Below are 19,076 nucleotides of genomic sequence, written 5' to 3' on the forward strand. Positions count from 1 at the left end.
AAATTTCGCCCCGCGGCGGTAAAAAGATGATATATATGCCGGCTGCATTTGCGTAACCCTCAGGATAAGCATGGAGAAAAAGAGAGCCACGACCATCGGCTTCGCCGCCATTATTTTATGGAGCACCATGGTCGGATTGATTCGCGGCGTCAGCGAAGGACTGGGACCGGTCGGCGGCGCGGCGATGATTTACAGCCTCAGCGGCCTGCTGCTGATTTTTACCGTCGGTTTCCCTAACCTGCGCCAGATCCCGCGCCGCTATCTGCTGGCCGGCAGCGCGCTGTTCGTCAGCTATGAAATCTGCCTCGCGCTATCCCTGGGCTATGCCGCCAGCCGTCAGCAGGCCATTGAAGTGGGGATGGTCAATTACCTGTGGCCCAGCCTGACCATCCTGTTCGCCATCCTGTTTAATGGTCAGAAAAGCAGCTGGCTGGTGATCCCCGGTTTGCTTCTCGCCCTGCTTGGCGTCGGCTGGGTGTTGGGGGGTGAGCACGGCCTGCAGCTGGACGAGATTATCAGCAACGTCATCTCCAGTCCGCTCAGCTATCTGCTGGCCTTTATCGGCGCCTTTATCTGGGCGGCCTACTGCACGGTGACGGCCAAATATGCCCGCGGCAAAAATGCCATTACCCTGTTCGTCCTGTTAACCGCGCTGACGCTGTGGCTGAAGTTTCTCGCCACGCCGCAGCCGCCGATGGTCTTTAGCTGGCCGGTCAGCATCAAGCTGCTGACGGTAGCGGTGGCGCTCGGTCTGGCCTACGCCGCGTGGAACGTGGGGATCCTCCACGGCAACGTCAGCCTGCTGGCGGCGGCCTCCTACTTCACGCCGGTGCTCTCCTCCGCGCTGGCGGCGATCCTGCTTAGCGCCGCGCTATCGTGGCCCTTCTGGCAGGGGGCCGGGATGGTGTGTCTCGGCTCCCTGCTCTGCTGGTACGCGACCCGCCGTTAGCCGAGATCGCCGCCCGCCACCGGGAGGGTCACGCCGGTGATATAGCTAGCCTCATCGCTGGCGAGGAACAGGATCGCGTTCGCCTGTTCCGCCAGCGTGCCGTAGCGGTGCATCAGGCTGCTGGCCACTGTCTGATCGACCACCTGCTGATACCACGCCTTCTCCTGCTCACCGGGCTGCTCGTCGTTACGCGGCGTCAGGCGCGGCGGCGCCTCCGTCCCGCCCGGCGCGACCGCATTGATGCGGATGCCGCTGCCGCTGTACTCCATGGCAATCGACCGGGTCAGCGCATTGACGCCGCCTTTCGCCGCCGAGTAAGGCACCCGGTTGACCCCCGCCGTCGCCACCGATGAGACGTTGACGATGCTGCCTTTGCCCTGCTTGAGCATCCAGGGCAGCGCCGCGCGGCAGCCCCACAGGGTGGGAAACAGCGAGCGGCGGATCTCTTTCTCAATCTGGTCCGGCTGGTATTCGGCAAACGGCCGCGCCCAGATGGTCCCCCCGACGTTATTGATTAGCACATCGATGCGGCCAAAATGCGCGACCCCGTCGGCAAACGCCTGCTCGGCGCTCGACCACTGTTCCAGGTCCGCCTCCAGCGCCAGCACCTGACTGCCGGACTGCGCCAGGGTCGCCGCCAGCTCGCGCACCCAGGGCGCGCGATCGATGAGCAGCAGAGCCGCGCCTTCCGCAGCCGCCTGCTCCGCGGTCTGGCGGCCAATGCCCTGGGCCGCGCCGGTGATGGCGACCACTTTATCGCGAAAACGCATACTACCTCCTTATGCCGCCGCGCTCTGGCTGGCGATAAATTTCTCGTACCAGAAGCCCGCCGGGGCGATCCCTCGCTCGCGCAGCGCCGTGGCGACCGCGTTGACCATCGGTGGCGGGCCGCAAAGATAGATATCGACCTCGCCATTATTCAGCATGGCGTCGTCAAGATGATCGGTGACAAAGCCGCGCTGCGGGCAGGCACTGTTTTCCTCCGCCACCACCGGCAGCCAGCGAAAGTGGGTTAACTGCTGACGGAATGCCTCCAGCGCCTCGGTCTTCACCAGGTCGCCGTCGCGCGTGACGCCATACAGCAGGGTCACCGGGCGCGAGCTGTTCTGCGCCTGCAGGGTCTCGAGCATGGAGAGCAGCGGCGCCAGCCCGGTACCGCCGGCCAGCATCAGCAGCGGACGTTCGCCATGGCGCAGATAGAAGCTGCCCATCGGGCCGCTGAGGATCAGGCGATCGCCGGGCCGCGCCTGCCGGGTTAACCACTGGCTCATCATGCCGCCGGGCACGTTACGGATCAGGAAACGTCCTTCTGCCGAGCCTGGGCGGGAGCTGAAGGAATAGGCGCGAACGTGCGGCGTGCCTGGCACCTGGATGTTGACGTACTGCCCCGCCAGGAAGTCCAGCGGCTCATCGAGGGCGACCACCAGCTCGACGGCGGTATCGGACAGACAATTCACCTGCCGCACCTGCGCCCCGGTGTTCGTCAGGGCGGTTTTACACTGGGCGGCAACCACCGGCACATCGATTACGCAGTCGCTGGTGGGCACCATCTGACAGGTCAGCACCTGGCGGGCCTGCGCTTCCTCGTCGCTTAGCGCTTCGTCGAGATACTCGTCGCCGAGAGCGTATTCCCCGCTGGCGCAGTGGCATTTGCAGGTGCCGCACACGCCGTCCGAGCAGTCCATCGGCAAATTCACCTTCTGCCGATAGGCGGCATCCAGGACTTTCTCTCCGGCATGGCATTGAATAAAGCGGGTAATACCGTCCTCAAAATTAAGAGCAATAGTGAAGGTCATAAGCGCCTCTTAAATGTGGTAAACGTCGATCACCTGACGGATATAATCGTTATTCAGGCGCACGGTTTTGCGCACGATCTGCGGCCTGCCGTCCTGCTCGGTCAGCGTGCAGCAGGTGGCGCCGAAAAAGGCGTCGGTGTGCTGATAGCGGTGGCTCCAGGTCACCCAGCTGTAACGCACCTCCAGCCCTTCATCGTTCTCCCCCAGCAGCTCGACGTTACTGATGATATGGGTGGTCCGCGGCTCCGGCGTGCTGGCCCCGGACCGCTCGGTTTTAATGCGGTAGACGCGATCCTCCAGCCCTTCGCGGTTGGGATAGTAGATCAGCGAAATCTCTTTTTGCGGATCGCGCGTCAGCTGGTCATCGTCGCCCCACGCCGGCATCCAGTAGACGACCTGCGGGCTGTAGCAGCTGAGCCATTCATCCCACTGACGATCATCCAGCAGACGGGCTTCGTAGTAGAGAAACTGGCGTACCTGTTCGAGGTTCAGCATCAGGCCACCTCCACGCGCTGGGTGATCGACTGGTCATAGCGTTGCTGCTCTTGTTCAATCGCCGCCAGCATCAGCGTCTGCCAGTGATGGTGATGGGCGATATACAGCGCCTCGTCCTCCGATTTCACGCCGCTTAAGCGCGGATGAAATCCGGCGTGCTGCGCATGCTCATCCGGACCGTCGACCCAGCGCAGCGCGCCGCGGCTGAGATCGCTCCACGCCAGGTTTTCGCCGAGATAGCCGCGCTGACAGGCGCTGAACTCTTCGAGGTCGTCCGGGGTCCCCATCCCGCTGACGTTAAAGAAATCCTCGTACTGGCGGATGCGCAGGGCCCGCGCCTGGTCGGATTCCCCCTTCGGCGCAAAGCACCAGATAGTGACTTCGGTTTTGTCCACCGCCAGCGGACGAATGACGCGGATCTGGGTGGAGAATTGATCCATCAGATAGACGTTGGGGTACAGGCACAGGTTGCGGGTTTCGTTGACCATCTGGTCGGCGCGGAGTTCGCCGAATTCCGCCTGCAGGCGCTCGCGGTGGGCATACACCGGGCGCACCTCCGGGTTCAGCGCCCGGGTCCACAGCAGCATATGGCCGTTATCAAATCCGTAGCCGCCGCCGAGGCTTTTTGACCAGCCGTTGGCGTCCACCGCATGGGTGCCTTCCGCTTCATAGTTGCGCCGCGACATGGTGGAGGCATAGTTCCAGTGCACCACGCTCACGTGGTAGCCATCAGCGCCGTTCTCTGCGCCCAGCTTCCAGTTGCCCTCGTACACATAGCTCGACGATCCCTTGAGCACCTCCAGCCCCTCCGGCGCCTGGTCGACGATCAGATCGATGATTTTGCAGGTTTCCCCGAGATAGGCTTCCAGCGGCTGCACGTCGGCATTGAGGCTACCGAATAAGAAACCGCGATAGGACTGAAAACGCGGCAGCTTTTGCAGGTCGTGCGATCCTTCCTGTTTGAAAGTGTCAGGATAGCCGCCGGTGCTTTCATCTTTGGCTTTTAATAGTTTGCCATTATTGCTGAAGGTCCAGCCGTGAAACGGACAGGTAAATGAGTTTTTATTCCCGGTTTTCCGTCGACATAACATCGCGCCGCGATGGGCGCAGCTGTTAATTAACGCATGCAGCTCGTTCTTTTTATCGCGGGTAATAATGACCGGCTGACGCCCCAGCGTCAGGGTATAATAATCCCCCGGTTCGGCTATTTGGCTTTCATGGGCGAGAAACGCCCAATTACCTTCAAAGATATGCTTCATTTCAAATTCAAACAGCTGCGGGTCGGTAAATATCGAACGGTGGCAGCGGTAAATATGGTTTTCACGATCGACAATTAAGGCGTTGTTAATTTTTTCTTTAAGCGCTGATAGCGTTTTTTGCATGAGTCAGTCCCTCCTGCAGTATTCAGGATGAAAGAAACCGGGTGAATGGTTTGCTTTCAGGTGCAATGTCTGGCCCGGGCAACCGCATGCCCGGGGCCGTTACAGCAGATTACGCTTTGGCGCGCAGGCGGGCGCCGCGCTGCTCTTCGTCGGCGCTGAGCGCTTTACACAGGGTGAAATCAAAACAGACCTCAGTGTGCTCTCCCTCAAGGTCGCGCTGCGCGATAGTCTCGCGGTCCGTCACTTTGATCGGGTCGGCAATCAGGCCGTCGCGGGTGGCAAAGGCAAAATCATCCCACAGGTATTTATCGCCGCTGAGGTTGATCTGGCTGGTGAGATGTTTATGCCCCGGCGCGGAGACGAAGAAGTGAATGTGCGCCGGACGGTTGCCATGGCGGCCTAACCGATCCAGCAGCTTCTGCGTCGGGCCATCCGGCGGACAGCCGTAGCCGGAAGGCAGGATGCTGCGCACGCTGTAGCGGCCATCGGCGCCGGTGCGGATCCGCCGGCGCAGGTTGTATTCGCTCTGGCTCGGGTCGAAGAAGGAGTAATTGCCGAGGGTATTGGCGTGCCAGATATCGACAATGGCGTTGGCCACCGGCCGGCCCTCGGTATCGTTGACCTGGCCATGCAGCCACATCACTTCCCCGGCGTCGGCGCCATCATCCATCCGGGCGTGGCCGTCCGCCAGCGGCGCATTAGCCACATACAGCGGCCCTTCGATGGTGCGCGGGGTGCCGGTTTCCCGGCGCGCCGCCGCGTCAATGGCGTCCTGACGCAGGTCGAGGAAATGCTCCAGACCCAGTCCCGCCGCCAGCAGCGCCGCCTCCTGACGGCCGCCCAGCGCATGCAGATAGTTCACCGCATGCCAGAACTCTTCTTCGGTGACGTTATAGTCGTCGATCAGCGTACAGATATTCTCCAGCAGACGGTGAATAATGGCTTTAAAACGTTCGTTACCGCCAGGGACATGTAAACCCGCGCCTTCACGTAATAATTTCTGCACGGCTTCTTGTTGTACGAAAGCATTACTCATCATTATTCTCTCTTATCGTTGTAGGGTATTTCCCGGGTCACCCCGGCATAAGGTCAGGTGTTATTATTATTAGCTATCGTCGTCACGAACAGACGAGGGATGACGGCACAGCGCCTCGACGCGAATATCCATAAAAGGATACAGCGGCAATCCCATTAATATTTGATGTAACTCTTCGGCATCGTTGACATCGAAAATACTGACATTGGCGTAAAGACCGGCGACGCGCCAGATATGTCGCCATTTGCCTTCCCGCTGTAATTGTTGTGAATAGGCTTTTTCGCGTTGCTTTATTTCCTCCGCTTCGGCGACGGGAAAACCAAGCGGAATATTCACGGTCATCTCCACTTTAAATAGCATGTGTTTCTCCTGTTACCCGCTACGCCTGGCGGGTGTAAAAACGCAGTTTGTCTTCATCCAGCTCGACGCCAAGACCCGGGGTTTGCGGGAGCACCACCTCGCCGTCGGCAAAGGAGAGCGGTACGCTGACGATATCGTCTTTCAGCAACAGCGGGCCGAACATCTCGGTGCCCCACTGCAGCGGCAGCGTCGACCAGGCATGCAGCGAGGCGACAGTCCCCACGGTCCCCTCCAGCATGGTGCCGCCATACAGGCCAATCCCCGCCGCCTGGGCGACGCGAGCCAGCGCCAGTACGCTATTCGGTCCGCCGGCCTTGGCTATTTTCAGCGCGTAAGCGCCGGTAAAGCCCTGCTGCGCCAGTTGATAGCCATCGTAAGCGGTGGCTACCGCTTCGTCGGCGAGGATCGCGGTTTCAATATGCTGGCTCAACCGCACCAGCGCCGCGTTGTCGTGGGCGCTGACCGGCTGTTCGATGAGGTCGACGCCCATCGCCGCCAGCTCGCGGCAGCCTTTCGCGCCGGTCGCGGCGTCCCAGGCCTGGTTGACGTCGACGCGGATGCTGGCGCGATCCCCTAACGCTTCCACAATGGCGCGGGTATGGCGCAGGTCGGTAGCTAATTCGCGGGCGCCAATTTTCAGCTTAAACGCCCGATGGCGGCCCTCTGCTAACAATTTTTCCCCTTCGGCAATATCTTTTGCGGTATCGCCGCTGGCTAACGTCCACAGCACCGGCAAGGACGTTTGCAGCGCGCCGCCGAGTAGCGCCGACACCGGCAGGCCCAGCGCTTTGCCATGCGCATCCAACAGTGCGGTTTCAATGGCGGACTTCGCAAAGGTGTTGCCTTTAACGGCGCTGTTCATGCGGGCGGTCAGCGCATTCAGGTTATCGGCCGGTTGCCCCAGCAGCAGCGGCGTCAGGTAATGCGTTATCGCCGACGAGATAGCCTCCGGGCTCTCGACGCCATAGCTCAAGCCGCCGATGGTGGTGGCCTCGCCAATGCCGCAGATGCCGTCGGAGCGAGTAAGGCGCACGATCACCAGCGTCTGACATCCCATGGTGGTCATCGACAATTTATGTGGCCGGATGGTTGGGACATCCACAATCCAGCTCTCAATACCTTCTACGGTGGCAGTCATTTTCGCTTCCTGATGAGATGTATAACTTTTTGTACCCACATCCATAACGGGGAGGGCTGTGCCATTGACAATAGGGTTCGGTCTGGCGGGTGGTCAACGGCGATAATCGAAATGTTGTGCGATTATCGGCACGTTTGTTAAAAGGCGGTTAATAATGTGATCGCGGTGGTAAAACCGGCACAATTCAGGACGGTGCGGTTTGCGCACGGTATAGTGATGCCCCGTGAGCTTTGCAATGCAACGGAGAGGGAATCCATGCGTGACCATACCCCCACCACCCTAAGCGCCAGGCAGGCCGAGCACGATCCCAACTTTATGCTGTCTCTGGCTCGCGGGCTGGAGGTGCTTAACGCCTTTACCCCGCAGCGTCAGCGGCTGACCATTTCCCAGTTAAGCCAGAAAACGCAAATTTCCCGCGCGGCGGTACGCCGCTGCCTGTATACCCTCGCCGCGCTGGGCATGGTCCATAGCCCGGATGGCCGCCATTATGAGCTGTTGCCCCGGGTGCTGGCGGTGGGCCATGCCTATCTCGCCGGCACCCCGCTGGCGAAAGTGGCGCAGACGGCGCTGGATAGCCTCGGCAAAGCCCTCGGCGAATCCTGTTCGGCGGCAACGCTCGATGGGGATAACGTGCTCTATATCGCCCGCGCCGCGGTGAATAATTTACTGAGCGTCGATCTCGGACGCGGCAGCCGTCTGCCGGCGTGGGCGACGTCGATGGGTCGCGTATTGCTCAGCGCGCTGCCGGAGGAGCAGCTGGAGGTGACACTGTCACGCGCTATGCTCATTCGCTACACCCCACACACCCTGTGCGATATGGCCGGGCTACGCGCGGAGATTGATCGGGTGCGCATGCAGGGCTATGCCCTCGCCGACCGCCAGATAGAGGTGGGCCTGTGCTCGCTGGCGGTGCCGGTGCTGTCGCGTCATGGCCAGGTGGTGGCCGCGCTGAATGTCGGAGTGCCGGCTGCGACGGTCAGCGCCGCGGCGTTAAAAGAGAAGGCCCTCGCCCCGCTACGTCGCGCGGCGATGGACCTGTCGCTACAGCTATAGCGCCGACTGCGGCTTCGTCGCCGTGGCGAGACTGCGCCAGATCCCGGCGGCCAGCAGCAGAAGCATGACCCCCGCTGTCGCCAGCACCAGGCTGTGCGCCTGGGTAAAGGCCGCCTTCGCCGCCGCCATTAGCGCCTCCGCCACCCCGGCGGGCAGCGCCTGGGTCAGGCTGACCGCCTCGCCGATCGATGACGACGCCTGCTGCGCGATCGTCTCATTCAGCCCGGACGGTAGCACAATGCTGGCGCTGTAGCTGCGGGTGAGGATCAGGCCGAACAGCGCAATGCCGAGGCCGGCGCCCAGCTCATAGGCCATGGTTTCGATCGCCCCGGCCGCCGCCGCTTTCTCCTTCGGCGCCGCCGCCATAATGGCGGAGCTGGAGGCCAGCAGCGCGCTGGCGACGCTAAAGCCCAGCAGCGTCATCAGCCCCCAGGCCAGCCAGTGTTGAGTGCTGAAATCGGTCAGCGCCAGGCCCAGAAAGCTGAAGGCGCTCAGCAACATCCCGCCGGTAGCCACCTCGCGCAGTCCGAGCTTCGACACCAGCATCCCGGCAATCGGCCCGCTAAAGCCGCTGGCCACCATCACCGGCAGCATAAACATCCCCGCCTCGAACGGCGTTTTCTGATGCACAAACTGCAGCTCCTGCGCCATCAGCAGCTCAAAACCCACCAGGGTAATCAGGGCCGTCATCGCCATCATCACCCCGCTTAAAATAATACGATGGGTGAACAGGCGCATATCCACCATCGGCCGGGCCGCCGACAGCTGTTTGCGGATAAACCAGGTCAGCATCGCCGCCCCGCCGATCGCCACCAGCGCGGTGAGCCACAGTGCCAGCTGGCCCTTCAGGGCCGATTTGGCGCTAAACACCAGCATCAGGATCGCGGCAATCAAAATGAGCGCCTGCAGCAGGTTCAGCGGCTGGTCGCGGCGCGCGGGCTGGCGCGGCACCACTTTCGCGTTAATGGCGATAACCACCAGCACAATCGGCACGTTGATCAGGAACACCGATCCCCAGTAGAAATGCTCCAGCAGCATGCCGCCCACCAGCGGACCAAAGGCCGCGCCGCCGGAGCCCACCGCCGCCCACAGCCCCAGCGCCATATTGCGCTGGCTGGCCTCGGCGAAGGTGCTGCGGATCCCGGCAAGCGTCGCCGGAACGATCATCGCCGCCCCCACCGCCAACAGGGCGCGAGAGGCAATCAGCGTCAGGGCGGTCGGCGACAGCGCGGCGCACAGCGAGGCGACGCCAAAAATAGCGCTGCCGAGCAGTAGCAGACGTTTAAAGCCGATTTTATCGCCAAGGGCGCCCATCGGCAGCACCATCCCGGCCATCACCAATGAATAGATATCAATGATCCACAACAGCTCATTGCCACTGCTGCCCAGCGCGACGCTGAGGGTCGGCGCGGCCACATGCAACACCGTGGCGTCAATCGCCACCGGAATATAAACCAGCAAAATCGCCATCAGCGTCATCCATTGCCGTGACATAACGTGTACCTCAATGTTAGAACTTGGACACATGTCCAGGATGGCGATCCTGCCGGATTGTTGAACACATGTCCAACTTTTTGTTACACTCGGCCAAAGCCAGATATCAGCGGGGTTCTATGCACTATTTACAGCGGGATGAGCGACGGGAAGGAATTATGCAGGCCGCCATGCGTCTGGCGCTGCGCGGCGGCTTCAGCGCCATGACCGTCCGGCAGATCGCCCGCGAGGCGCAGGTGGCCGCCGGACAACTGCACCACCACTTCGCCTCCATTGGCGAGCTGAAGTCCCAGGTGTTCATCCGTCTTATCCGCGAGATGCTCGACATGCCGCTGGTGGCGGAGGATGCCAGCTGGCGCGAGCGGTTATTCTCGATGATCGGCAGCGAGGATGGCCGGCTGGAACCCTATATCCGCCTGTGGCGGGAAGGCCAGGTCCTGGCCGACAGCGACCCGGACATCAAAGCGGCCTACCTGCTGACCATGACCATGTGGCATGCCGAGACCGTGGCGATCGTGGAACAGGGTCTCGCCTGCGGAGAGTTTCACTCGAGCGAGCCGCCGGTGGATATCGCCTGGCGTTTTATCGCCCTGGTGTGCGGCCTCGACGGAATTTACGCCCTCGGCACCCAAACCCTGGACGAGACGGCGTTTAGCCGTTACGTCAATAAGATGATTACGCTGGAGTTATTTTAGTTAAATTTTACATTTAGTAACAATTAATCCCGTTACGCTCTCCACGTGCTCTCCGACAGCACGTTTTTTTTATCTACGCTTTTTAGATAACGCCAATTAAGGGTTATTCACCGTCACCTTGTATTCAGCTGTTGACCTTATTTATTTACTCCATTCCGGGCAATTAGAGGGCAATATGTCGGTACAGAATGAGAAAGATAATCATTACCTTTTGAAAAACTGGCGGCCAGAAAATAAGGCCTTCTGGGAAAACAAGGGTCAGGCCATTGCGAGAAGAAACCTCTGGATATCAGTCACCTGCTTACTACTTGCCTTCTGCGTATGGATGTTATTCAGCGCCGTGGCGGTCAACCTTAATAAGGTCGGTTTTCATTTCACTACCGACCAGCTTTTTTTATTAACCGCACTTCCTTCACTTTCCGGCGCGATATTACGGGTCCCCTACTCCTTTATGGTACCCCTCTTCGGCGGGCGCTACTGGACCGTATTAAGTACAGTGATCCTAATTGTGCCTTGTATTTGGTTAGGCGTGGCGATCCAGAATAGTGCTACTCCATTCTGGGTATTTATTGTTATTGCGCTGCTGTGCGGTTTTGCCGGGGCTAATTTTGCTTCCAGTATGGGAAATATCAGTTTCTTTTTTCCCAAAGCCAAACAGGGCAGCGCGCTGGGGGTCAACGGCGGCCTGGGCAATCTCGGGGTCAGCGTGATGCAGATGGTCGCCCCGGCGGTGATCTTCCTGCCGCTCTTCACCTTCCTCGGCGTCCATGGCGTCACCCAGCCCGATGGCTCGACCATGGCCCTGAGTAATGCGGCGCTCGTCTGGGTACCCCTCCTTCTGCTTGCCACCGCTGCCGCCTGGTTCGGTATGAATGATATCGCCAGTTCGAAGGCCTCGATTCGCGATCAGCTTCCCGTACTCAAGCGCCCGCATATGTGGCTGTTGAGCCTGCTCTATCTGGCGACTTTCGGCTCATTTATCGGCTTCTCCGCCGGCTTCGCCATGCTGGCGAAAACCCAGTTTCCTGCGGTCGACATTCTCAAGCTGGCTTTCTTTGGACCGTTTATTGGCGCGCTGGCGCGCTCGTTCGGCGGGATCATCTCCGACCGTCTGGGCGGTGTGCGGGTGACGCTGGTCAATTTCGTGCTGATGGCGCTCTTTACCGGTCTGCTGTTCCTCACCCTGCCGGGCAGCGGATCCGGCAGCTTCCTCGCCTTCTACGTGGTGTTTATGGGGCTGTTCTTAACCGCCGGGCTCGGCAGCGGCTCCACCTTCCAGATGATCGCCGTCATCTTCCGTCAGCTCACCATCGAGAGCGTGAGGCAGCGCGGCGGCAGCGAAGAAGAAGCGCAGCATGAAGCCGTAACCGATACCGCTGCCGCGCTGGGCTTTATCTCGGCAATTGGCGCCATCGGCGGCTTCTTTATCCCGAAAGCCTTCGGCACCTCGCTGGCGATGACCGGTTCGCCGGTCGGGGCGATGAAGGTCTTTTTCGTTTTTTATGTGGTTTGCGTATTGGTGACCTGGCTGGTCTACGGCCGACGTAAACCCGCTTAACCATAACGATTTATCTGCCGGATGGCGGCTTCCGCCTTATCCGGCGTACGCGTTCGTTCGCTCATCCGGCCGGGTGGCACGATGCCGGACTTTATCGGAGCAGGAGAAATGTCATGAGTAAACTACTGGATCGCTTTCGCTACTTTAAGCAGAAAGGCGAAACCTTTGCCAACGGCCACGGTCAGGTCTACAACAACAACCGTGACTGGGAAGACAGCTACCGTCAACGCTGGCAGTTCGACAAAATTGTCCGCTCCACCCACGGCGTGAATTGCACCGGCTCCTGCAGCTGGAAAATTTATGTCAAAAACGGTCTGGTGACCTGGGAAACCCAGCAGACCGATTATCCGCGTACCCGCCCGGATCTGCCGAACCATGAACCACGCGGCTGCCCGCGAGGCGCCAGCTACTCCTGGTATCTCTATAGCGCCAACCGTCTGAAGTACCCGCTGGCGCGTAAACGGCTGATTGCGTTGTGGCGCGAAGCACTGGCGCAGTTTCCCGACCCGGTGCAGGCCTGGGATAGCATCATGCAGGATCCGGCCAAAACCACCAGCTATAAAGCGGCGCGCGGCAAAGGCGGCTTTGTCCGCTCCAGCTGGAAAGAGCTGAATCAGCTCATCGCCGCCGCCAACGTCTGGACCATCAAACACTACGGCCCGGACCGTGTCGCCGGGTTCTCGCCGATCCCGGCGATGTCGATGGTCTCCTACGCGGCGGGTACCCGCTATTTATCCCTTATCGGCGGCACCTGCCTCAGCTTCTACGACTGGTACTGCGATCTGCCCCCGGCCTCGCCAATGACCTGGGGCGAGCAGACCGACGTGCCGGAATCCGCCGACTGGTACAACGCCAGCTACATTATCGCCTGGGGCTCCAACGTGCCGCAGACCCGGACCCCGGATGCCCACTTCTTCACCGAAGTACGCTACAAAGGCACCAAAACCATCGCCATCACCCCGGACTATTCGGAAGTGGCCAAACTGTGCGACCACTGGCTGGCGCCGAAGCAAGGTACCGACAGCGCGCTGGCGATGGCCATGGGCCACGTCATCCTCAAAGCCTTCCACCTTGATAACCCGAGCGATTACTTTCTTAACTACTGCCGCACCTATACCGACATGCCGATGCTGGTGATGCTTGAGCCGCGCGACGATGGCAGCTATGTGCCAGGCCGCATGCTGCGCGCCTCCGACCTGCTGGATGGACTGGGCGAAACGAATAACCCGGAATGGAAAACCGTCGCCTGCACCGCCGACGGCGAACTGGTTGCGCCAAACGGTTCCATCGGCTTTCGCTGGGGCGAAAAAGGGAAATGGAATCTCGAACCGCTGGCTGACGGCAAAACGGTGGAGCTCACGCTGTCTCTGCTGGATATTCGCGACAGCGTGGCGTCAGTCGCCTTCCCCTACTTCGGCGGCAATGAAAACCCGCATTTCCGCAGCGTGCCGCAGGCACCGGTAACCCTTCATCCGCTCCCGGTGAAACAGCTGACGCTGGCCAGTGGCGAAAGCGGCCTGGTGGTCAGCGTATATGACCTGATTCTGGCTAACTACGGCCTGGACCGAGGGCTTGATGATGTCAATGCGGCGAAAGATTTCGCCGAGGTTAAAGCCTATACCCCGGCGTGGGCGGAGCAGATCACCGGCGTGCCGCGCCAGCATATCGAACAAATCGCCCGCGAGTTCGCCGATACGGCGCATAAAACCCATGGCCGTTCGATGATTATCCTCGGCGCCGGGGTAAACCACTGGTACCACATGGATATGAACTACCGGGGGATGATTAACCTGCTGGTGTTCTGCGGCTGCGTCGGCCAGAGCGGCGGCGGCTGGTCGCACTATGTCGGCCAGGAGAAGCTGCGCCCACAGACCGGCTGGCTGCCGCTGGCGTTCGCGCTGGACTGGAACCGCCCGCCGCGGCAAATGAACAGCACCTCCTATTTCTACAATCACGCCAGCCAGTGGCGCTATGAAAAACTGACCGCGCAGGAGCTGTTGTCGCCGCTGGCCGACGCCAGCAAATTTAGCGGCAGCCTTATCGACTTCAACGTCCGCGCGGAACGGATGGGCTGGTTGCCTTCTGCGCCACAGCTCAACGTCAACCCGCTGACCATCAAGCAGCAGGCCGAGGCCGCCGGGCTATCGCCCTCGGAGTTCACGGTGCGGTCGCTAAAATCCGGCGAGATCCGCTTTGCCGCCGAGCAGCCGGACAGCGGCAAAAACCATCCGCGGAACCTGTTTATCTGGCGCTCTAACCTGCTGGGATCGTCCGGTAAGGGGCATGAGTACATGTTGAAATACCTGCTCGGGACCGACAGCGGTATTCAGGGGGATGAACTGGGCGCCAGCGATGAGGTGAAACCTGAGGAAGTCGAGTGGCAGACGGCGGCTATCGAGGGCAAACTCGACCTGCTGGTGACGCTGGATTTCCGCATGTCCAGTACCTGTCTCTTTTCCGATATTGTTCTACCGACCGCCACCTGGTACGAAAAAGACGATATGAACACCTCGGATATGCATCCGTTTATCCACCCGCTTTCCGCCGCCGTCGACCCGGCGTGGGAGGCAAAGAGTGACTGGGAGATTTACAAAGATATCGCCAAATCCTTCTCGCAGGTCTGCGTCGGCCATCTCGGGAAAGAGACCGACGTGGTGCTGGTCCCGCTGCAGCATGACTCTCCGGCTGAGCTGGCGCAGCCGTTCGAGGTGCTTGACTGGCGCAAGGGCGAATGCGATCTGATCCCCGGGAAAACCGCTCCGTCGATTGCCCTGGTGGAGCGCGACTATCCCGCCACCTGGGAACGCTTCACCTCTCTCGGGCCGCTGCTCGATAAGCTTGGCAACGGCGGGAAAGGCATCTCGTGGAATACGCAAAGCGAAGTCGATTTCCTCGGCAAGCTTAACTACCTCAAGCAGGACGGTCCGGCCAAAGGCCGGCCGCGGATCGACAGCGCCATTGACGCCTCCGAAGTTATTCTCAGCCTCGCGCCGGAAACCAACGGCCAGGTGGCGGTGAAAGCCTGGCAGGCGCTGGGAGAATTTACCGGTCGCGACCACACTCATCTGGCGCTGAATAAAGAGGATGAGAAGATCCGCTTCCGCGATATTCAGGCGCAGCCGCGCAAGATCATCTCCAGCCCAACGTGGTCCGGACTGGAAAGCGAGCACGTCTCCTACAACGCCGGTTATACCAACGTGCACGAACTGATCCCGTGGCGCACCCTCTCCGGGCGGCAACAGCTGTATCAGGACCATCCGTGGATGCGGGCTTTTGGCGAAAGCCTGGTGGCTTATCGCCCGCCCATTGATACCCGCAGCGTCAGCCAGATGAAGGCCGTGCCGCCGAACGGTTTTCCGGAGAAAGCGCTGAACTTCCTGACCCCGCACCAGAAATGGGGGATCCACTCCACATACAGCGAAAACCTGCTGATGCTGACGCTGTCGCGCGGCGGGCCGATCGTCTGGCTCAGTGAAACTGACGCCAGAGAGCTGGGCATTGAAGATAACGACTGGATTGAAGCGTTCAACGCCAACGGCGCCCTCACCGCCCGGGCGGTGGTGAGCCAGCGCGTGCCGCCGGGGATGACCATGATGTATCACGCTCAGGAGCGGATTATGAATATCCCGGGTTCGGAAGTGACCGGCCGCCGCGGCGGCATTCATAACTCCGTCACCCGCGTCTGCCCGAAGCCGACGCACATGATCGGCGGCTACGCCCAGCTGGCCTATGGCTTTAACTACTACGGCACCGTCGGCTCCAACCGCGACGAGTTCATCATGATCCGCAAAATGAAAAATATTGCCTGGCTGGATGACGAAGGTCGCGATCAGGTACAGGAGGCGAAAAAATGAAAATCCGTTCTCAGGTTGGAATGGTGCTGAATCTGGACAAATGCATCGGCTGTCACACCTGCTCGGTCACCTGTAAAAACGTCTGGAGCAGCCGGGAGGGCATGGAGTACGCGTGGTTCAATAATGTGGAAACCAAACCGGGCATTGGCTACCCAAAAAACTGGGAAGACCAGGAGCAGTGGCAAGGCGGCTGGATCCGCGGCATCAGCGGTAAACTGACGCCCCGCCTCGGCAATCGGGTTAGCGTGCTGTCCAAGATATTCGCCAACCCGGTGCTGCCGGCGATTGACGATTACTACGAACCTTTCACCTACGATTACCAGCATCTGCACAACGCGCCGGAGGGAAAATATCTGCCTACCGCCCGCCCTCGCTCGCTGATCAGCGGCGAGCGGATGGATAAAATTGACTGGGGCCCGAACTGGGAGGAACTGCTCGGCGGTGAGTTCGAGAAACGCGCCCGCGACCGTAACTTCGAAGCCATGCAGAAAGAGATGTACGGCCAGTTCGAAAACACCTTTATGATGTACCTCCCGCGCCTGTGCGAGCACTGCCTCAACCCGAGCTGCGTGGCCACCTGCCCGAGCGGCGCCATCTACAAGCGTGAGGAAGATGGCATCGTGCTGATAGACCAGGACAAATGCCGCGGCTGGCGGATGTGCATCAGCGGCTGTCCATATAAAAAAATCTACTTTAACTGGAAGAGCGGTAAGTCGGAAAAATGCATCTTCTGCTATCCGCGCATTGAGTCCGGGCAGCCAACGGTGTGCTCCGAAACCTGCGTCGGGCGCATCCGCTATCTCGGCGTCTTGCTGTATGACGCCGACCGTATCGAAGAGGCTGCCAGCGCCGAGCATGAAACCGACCTCTATGAGCGCCAGTGCGAGGTATTCCTTAATCCAAACGATCCGGCGGTCATCGAGGAAGCGTTAAAACAAGGCATCCCCCACAATGTCATTGAGGCGGCGCAGAAATCGCCGGTCTATAAGCTGGCGATGGACTGGAAACTGGCCCTGCCGCTGCATCCGGAGTATCGCACCCTGCCGATGGTCTGGTATGTGCCGCCCCTGTCGCCGATCCAGTCGGTTGCCGACGCCGGCGGCCTGCCCAACAACGGCGCCATCCTGCCGGCGGTGGAGAGCCTGCGCATTCCGGTCCAGTACCTGGCGAACCTGTTGAGCGCCGGGGATACCGGGCCGGTATTGCGCGCGCTGAAACGGATGATGGCGATGCGCCACTACAAGCGCTCGCAAACCGTCGAGGGCGTGACCGATACCCGGGCAATTGAAGAGGTGGGACTCAGCGTTGAGCAGGTCGAAGAGATGTATCGCTATCTGGCGATCGCCAACTACGAAGACCGCTTCGTGATCCCCACCAGCCATCGCGAACTGGCGGAGGATGCCTTCCCGGAACGCAACGGCTGCGGCTTTACCTTCGGCGACGGCTGCCACGGGTCAGATACGAAATTCAACCTGTTTAACAGCCGGCGGATTGACGCCATCGACGTCAGCGGCGTGCGTAAGCATGGGGAGGGAGAGTGATGCGGATCCTGAAAGTGCTCGGTCTGCTGCTGGAGTATCCCGACGAGGTGCTGTGGGAGAACCGCGACGAAGCCCTGGCGCTGGTCAGCGCCGATATCCCATCCCTGACGCCCTTTGTCGGGGAGCTGCTGGCGGCGCCGCTGTTGGATCGCCAGGCCGACTGGTGCGAGGTGTTCGAGCGAGGGCGCGCCACCTCGCTGCTGCTGTTTGAACATGTGCATGCTGAGTCCCGCGACCGTGGCCAGGCGATGGTGGACCTGATGAATCAGTATCAGCAGGCAGGTCTGCTGATCGATTGCCGTGAACTGCCCGACTATCTGCCGCTGTATCTGGAGTATCTCAGTATTTTACCCCTCGCCGACGCCCGCGAAGGGCTGCAGAATATCGCGCCGATTCTGGCGCTGATCGGCGGCCGCCTGAAGCAACGAGAATGCTCGTATTATCAACTGTTTGACGCCCTGCTGGCGCTGGCAAAAAGCCCGCTCACCAGTGACAGTGTCACCAAACAGGTGGCGGGAGAAAAGCGCGACGATACCTGTCAGGCGCTGGACGAAGTGTGGGAAGAAGAGCAGGTGAAGTTTATTGAAGATAATGCGACCGCTTGCGACAGCTCGCCTATGCAAGCTTATCAACGACGCTTTAGCCAGGATGTGGCGCCGCTGTACGTCGACATCCGCGCCGGAGGCCCGAAATGATCCAGTATCTGAACGTCTTCTTTTACGATATCTATCCTTACCTTTGCGGCGCCGTGTTTCTGCTCGGCAGCTGGCTACGCTACGACTATGGGCAGTATACCTGGCGCGCGTCTTCCAGCCAGATGCTGGATAAACGCGGGATGGTGCTATGGTCGAACTTGTTTCATATCGGCATTCTCGGCATTTTTTTCGGCCATCTCTTTGGCATGCTGACCCCGCACTGGGTCTACTCGTGGTTCCTGCCGATGTCGCAGAAGCAGCTGATGGCGATGATCCTCGGCGGCGTGTGCGGGGTGCTCACCCTGGTGGGCGGCATCGGCTTGCTGGCGCGCCGCCTGACCAACCCGCGCATTCGCGCCACCTCCACCACGGCAGATATTCTGATCCTGTGCATTTTGCTGATTCAGTGCGCGCTGGGGCTGACGACGATCCCCTTCTCCGCCCAGCATCCGGACGGCAGCGAAATGCTCAAGCTGGTGGACTGGGCGCAGGCGGTGGTCACCTTCCACGGCGGCGCCTCGGCGCATCTGGACGGCGTGGCCTGGATTTACCGCGTCCACCTGGTGCTGGGGATGACCATCTTCCTGATCTTCCCGTTCACCCGTCTGGTTCACGTCTGGAGCGCGCCGGTGGAGTATTTCACCCGCCGCTACCAGGTGGTGCGCTCCCGACGCTGAGCGCTGGCGGCTGTTATTATTCATCCTAACCGGTAGCCCGGACGCGGCCTTCGCGCGAGTCCGGGTAGTTATCGGCCCGGGCTCCAGCCGTTATGCCGGGTGGCGGCTGTCGCCTTACCCGGCCTACAGGGCCCTCTCACAGGCTCAGACCCCGTAGGCCCGCGCAAGCGCAGCGCCGCCGGGCAAGATATCAGGCACGGTACCTGTAATTTCGCCGGGTGGCGGCTGTCGCCTTACCCGGCCTACAGGGCCCTCTCACAGGCTCATCCCCCGTAGGCCCGCGCAGGCGCAGCGCCGCCGGGCAAGATATCAGGCGCGGTACCTGTAATTTCGCCGGGTGGCGGCTGTCGCCT

At 60.4% G+C, this 19,076-nt stretch carries 16 protein-coding genes; 8 read left to right on the top strand and 8 right to left on the bottom strand.

Annotation, left to right across the window (positions count from 1 at the left end; translation table 11 throughout):
• The first annotated feature begins 70 nt into the window (after positions 1–70).
• The gene (gene yddG, locus ABLU95_RS05595; protein ID WP_032453011.1) at positions 71–949 is read left to right on the top strand and encodes an aromatic amino acid DMT transporter YddG; all 879 of its coding nucleotides are present in this window, start codon (positions 71–73) and stop codon (positions 947–949) included.
• Here the strand turns inward: yddG and benD are convergent.
• The 7 genes from benD to ABLU95_RS05630 form a co-directional block, all read right to left on the bottom strand.
• Positions 946–1,719, bottom strand: a complete 774-nt coding sequence (benD, locus tag ABLU95_RS05600; RefSeq protein ID WP_065881635.1) for a benzoate diol dehydrogenase BenD — start codon at positions 1,717–1,719, stop codon at positions 946–948. The two genes, yddG and benD, sit on opposite strands and share 4 nt — an antisense overlap.
• Before the next feature lie 9 nt (positions 1,720–1,728).
• Entirely contained in the window at positions 1,729–2,745 is a 1,017-nt protein-coding gene (gene benC, locus ABLU95_RS05605; protein WP_348878997.1) for a benzoate 1,2-dioxygenase electron transfer component BenC, read from the bottom strand.
• 9 nt (positions 2,746–2,754) lie between these two features.
• Positions 2,755–3,240 carry a benzoate 1,2-dioxygenase small subunit gene (benB, locus tag ABLU95_RS05610; RefSeq protein WP_023289852.1) on the bottom strand — a complete coding sequence of 162 codons (486 nt, stop codon included), beginning with the start codon at positions 3,238–3,240 and terminating at the stop codon, positions 2,755–2,757.
• Positions 3,240–4,622 (bottom strand): Rieske 2Fe-2S domain-containing protein, encoded by a 1,383-nt coding sequence (locus ABLU95_RS05615; RefSeq protein WP_348878999.1) that lies wholly within the window; start codon positions 4,620–4,622, stop codon positions 3,240–3,242. The genes benB and ABLU95_RS05615 overlap by 1 nt, the downstream gene beginning before the upstream one ends.
• Positions 4,623–4,731: 109 nt before the next feature.
• Positions 4,732–5,658 (bottom strand): catechol 1,2-dioxygenase, encoded by a 927-nt coding sequence (catA, locus tag ABLU95_RS05620; protein ID WP_048298680.1) that lies wholly within the window; start codon positions 5,656–5,658, stop codon positions 4,732–4,734.
• Between the two features lie 69 nt (positions 5,659–5,727).
• Positions 5,728–6,018, bottom strand: coding sequence for a muconolactone Delta-isomerase (gene catC, locus ABLU95_RS05625; RefSeq protein ID WP_023289855.1), 291 nt, complete (start codon positions 6,016–6,018; stop codon positions 5,728–5,730).
• Positions 6,019–6,037: 19 nt separating this feature from the next.
• Complete coding sequence (locus ABLU95_RS05630) at positions 6,038–7,201, bottom strand: muconate cycloisomerase family protein (RefSeq protein ID WP_348879001.1); 1,164 nt, start codon at positions 7,199–7,201, stop codon at positions 6,038–6,040.
• 171 nt (positions 7,202–7,372) lie between these two features.
• Here ABLU95_RS05630 and ABLU95_RS05635 point away from each other — a divergent pair, with 171 nt between their 5' ends.
• Positions 7,373–8,209, top strand: coding sequence for an IclR family transcriptional regulator C-terminal domain-containing protein (locus ABLU95_RS05635; protein WP_325084646.1), 837 nt, complete (start codon positions 7,373–7,375; stop codon positions 8,207–8,209).
• Here ABLU95_RS05635 and kmrA read toward each other — a convergent pair.
• Positions 8,204–9,703: an efflux MFS transporter KmrA gene (gene kmrA, locus ABLU95_RS05640; protein ID WP_348879004.1), complete on the bottom strand. Its 1,500-nt coding sequence runs from the start codon at positions 9,701–9,703 to the stop codon at positions 8,204–8,206. The genes ABLU95_RS05635 and kmrA overlap by 6 nt on opposite strands.
• 119 nt (positions 9,704–9,822) lie before the next feature.
• On the opposite strand from kmrA, the gene ABLU95_RS05645 reads away from it, so the two are divergent.
• The 6 genes from ABLU95_RS05645 (at position 9,823) to narI (ending at position 18,723) form a co-directional block, all read left to right on the top strand.
• The gene (locus tag ABLU95_RS05645) at positions 9,823–10,398 is read left to right on the top strand and encodes a TetR family transcriptional regulator (protein ID WP_032429166.1); all 576 of its coding nucleotides are present in this window, start codon (positions 9,823–9,825) and stop codon (positions 10,396–10,398) included.
• Between the two features lie 175 nt (positions 10,399–10,573).
• The gene (locus ABLU95_RS05650) at positions 10,574–11,956 is read left to right on the top strand and encodes a NarK family nitrate/nitrite MFS transporter (RefSeq protein WP_065881626.1); all 1,383 of its coding nucleotides are present in this window, start codon (positions 10,574–10,576) and stop codon (positions 11,954–11,956) included.
• 113 nt (positions 11,957–12,069) lie between these two features.
• Positions 12,070–15,810, top strand: coding sequence for a nitrate reductase subunit alpha (locus ABLU95_RS05655; RefSeq protein ID WP_044523471.1), 3,741 nt, complete (start codon positions 12,070–12,072; stop codon positions 15,808–15,810).
• Positions 15,807–17,351 (top strand): nitrate reductase subunit beta, encoded by a 1,545-nt coding sequence (gene narH, locus ABLU95_RS05660; RefSeq protein WP_023289862.1) that lies wholly within the window; start codon positions 15,807–15,809, stop codon positions 17,349–17,351. Before ABLU95_RS05655 ends, narH begins: the two co-directional genes overlap by 4 nt.
• The gene (narW, locus tag ABLU95_RS05665) at positions 17,351–18,046 is read left to right on the top strand and encodes a nitrate reductase molybdenum cofactor assembly chaperone (protein WP_065881624.1); all 696 of its coding nucleotides are present in this window, start codon (positions 17,351–17,353) and stop codon (positions 18,044–18,046) included. The genes narH and narW overlap by 1 nt, the downstream gene beginning before the upstream one ends.
• Positions 18,043–18,723: a respiratory nitrate reductase subunit gamma gene (narI, locus tag ABLU95_RS05670; RefSeq protein WP_023289864.1), complete on the top strand. Its 681-nt coding sequence runs from the start codon at positions 18,043–18,045 to the stop codon at positions 18,721–18,723. Before narW ends, narI begins: the two co-directional genes overlap by 4 nt.
• Positions 18,724–19,076: the final 353 nt, after the last annotated feature.

Source organism: Klebsiella sp. GG_Kp146, assembly GCF_040061975.1.
In the GTDB taxonomy this organism is placed as follows: Bacteria; Pseudomonadota; Gammaproteobacteria; order Enterobacterales; family Enterobacteriaceae; genus Klebsiella; species Klebsiella quasipneumoniae.

Bases quoted from the DNA above. Each gene is read 5' to 3' on its own strand.
- yddG (WP_032453011.1), top strand. From the start codon at position 71: ATGGAGAAAAAGAGAGCCACGACCATCGGCTTCGCCGCCATTATTTTA.
- benD (WP_065881635.1), bottom strand. From the start codon at position 1,719: ATGCGTTTTCGCGATAAAGTGGTCGCCATCACCGGCGCGGCCCAGGGC.
- benC (WP_348878997.1), bottom strand. From the start codon at position 2,745: ATGACCTTCACTATTGCTCTTAATTTTGAGGACGGTATTACCCGCTTT.
- benB (WP_023289852.1), bottom strand. From the start codon at position 3,240: ATGCTGAACCTCGAACAGGTACGCCAGTTTCTCTACTACGAAGCCCGT.
- ABLU95_RS05615 (WP_348878999.1), bottom strand. From the start codon at position 4,622: ATGCAAAAAACGCTATCAGCGCTTAAAGAAAAAATTAACAACGCCTTA.
- catA (WP_048298680.1), bottom strand. From the start codon at position 5,658: ATGAGTAATGCTTTCGTACAACAAGAAGCCGTGCAGAAATTATTACGT.
- catC (WP_023289855.1), bottom strand. From the start codon at position 6,018: ATGCTATTTAAAGTGGAGATGACCGTGAATATTCCGCTTGGTTTTCCC.
- ABLU95_RS05630 (WP_348879001.1), bottom strand. From the start codon at position 7,201: ATGGATGTGGGTACAAAAAGTTATACATCTCATCAGGAAGCGAAAATG.
- ABLU95_RS05635 (WP_325084646.1), top strand. From the start codon at position 7,373: ATGCCCCGTGAGCTTTGCAATGCAACGGAGAGGGAATCCATGCGTGAC.
- kmrA (WP_348879004.1), bottom strand. From the start codon at position 9,703: ATGTCACGGCAATGGATGACGCTGATGGCGATTTTGCTGGTTTATATT.
- ABLU95_RS05645 (WP_032429166.1), top strand. From the start codon at position 9,823: ATGCACTATTTACAGCGGGATGAGCGACGGGAAGGAATTATGCAGGCC.
- ABLU95_RS05650 (WP_065881626.1), top strand. From the start codon at position 10,574: ATGTCGGTACAGAATGAGAAAGATAATCATTACCTTTTGAAAAACTGG.
- ABLU95_RS05655 (WP_044523471.1), top strand. From the start codon at position 12,070: ATGAGTAAACTACTGGATCGCTTTCGCTACTTTAAGCAGAAAGGCGAA.
- narH (WP_023289862.1), top strand. From the start codon at position 15,807: ATGAAAATCCGTTCTCAGGTTGGAATGGTGCTGAATCTGGACAAATGC.
- narW (WP_065881624.1), top strand. From the start codon at position 17,351: ATGCGGATCCTGAAAGTGCTCGGTCTGCTGCTGGAGTATCCCGACGAG.
- narI (WP_023289864.1), top strand. From the start codon at position 18,043: ATGATCCAGTATCTGAACGTCTTCTTTTACGATATCTATCCTTACCTT.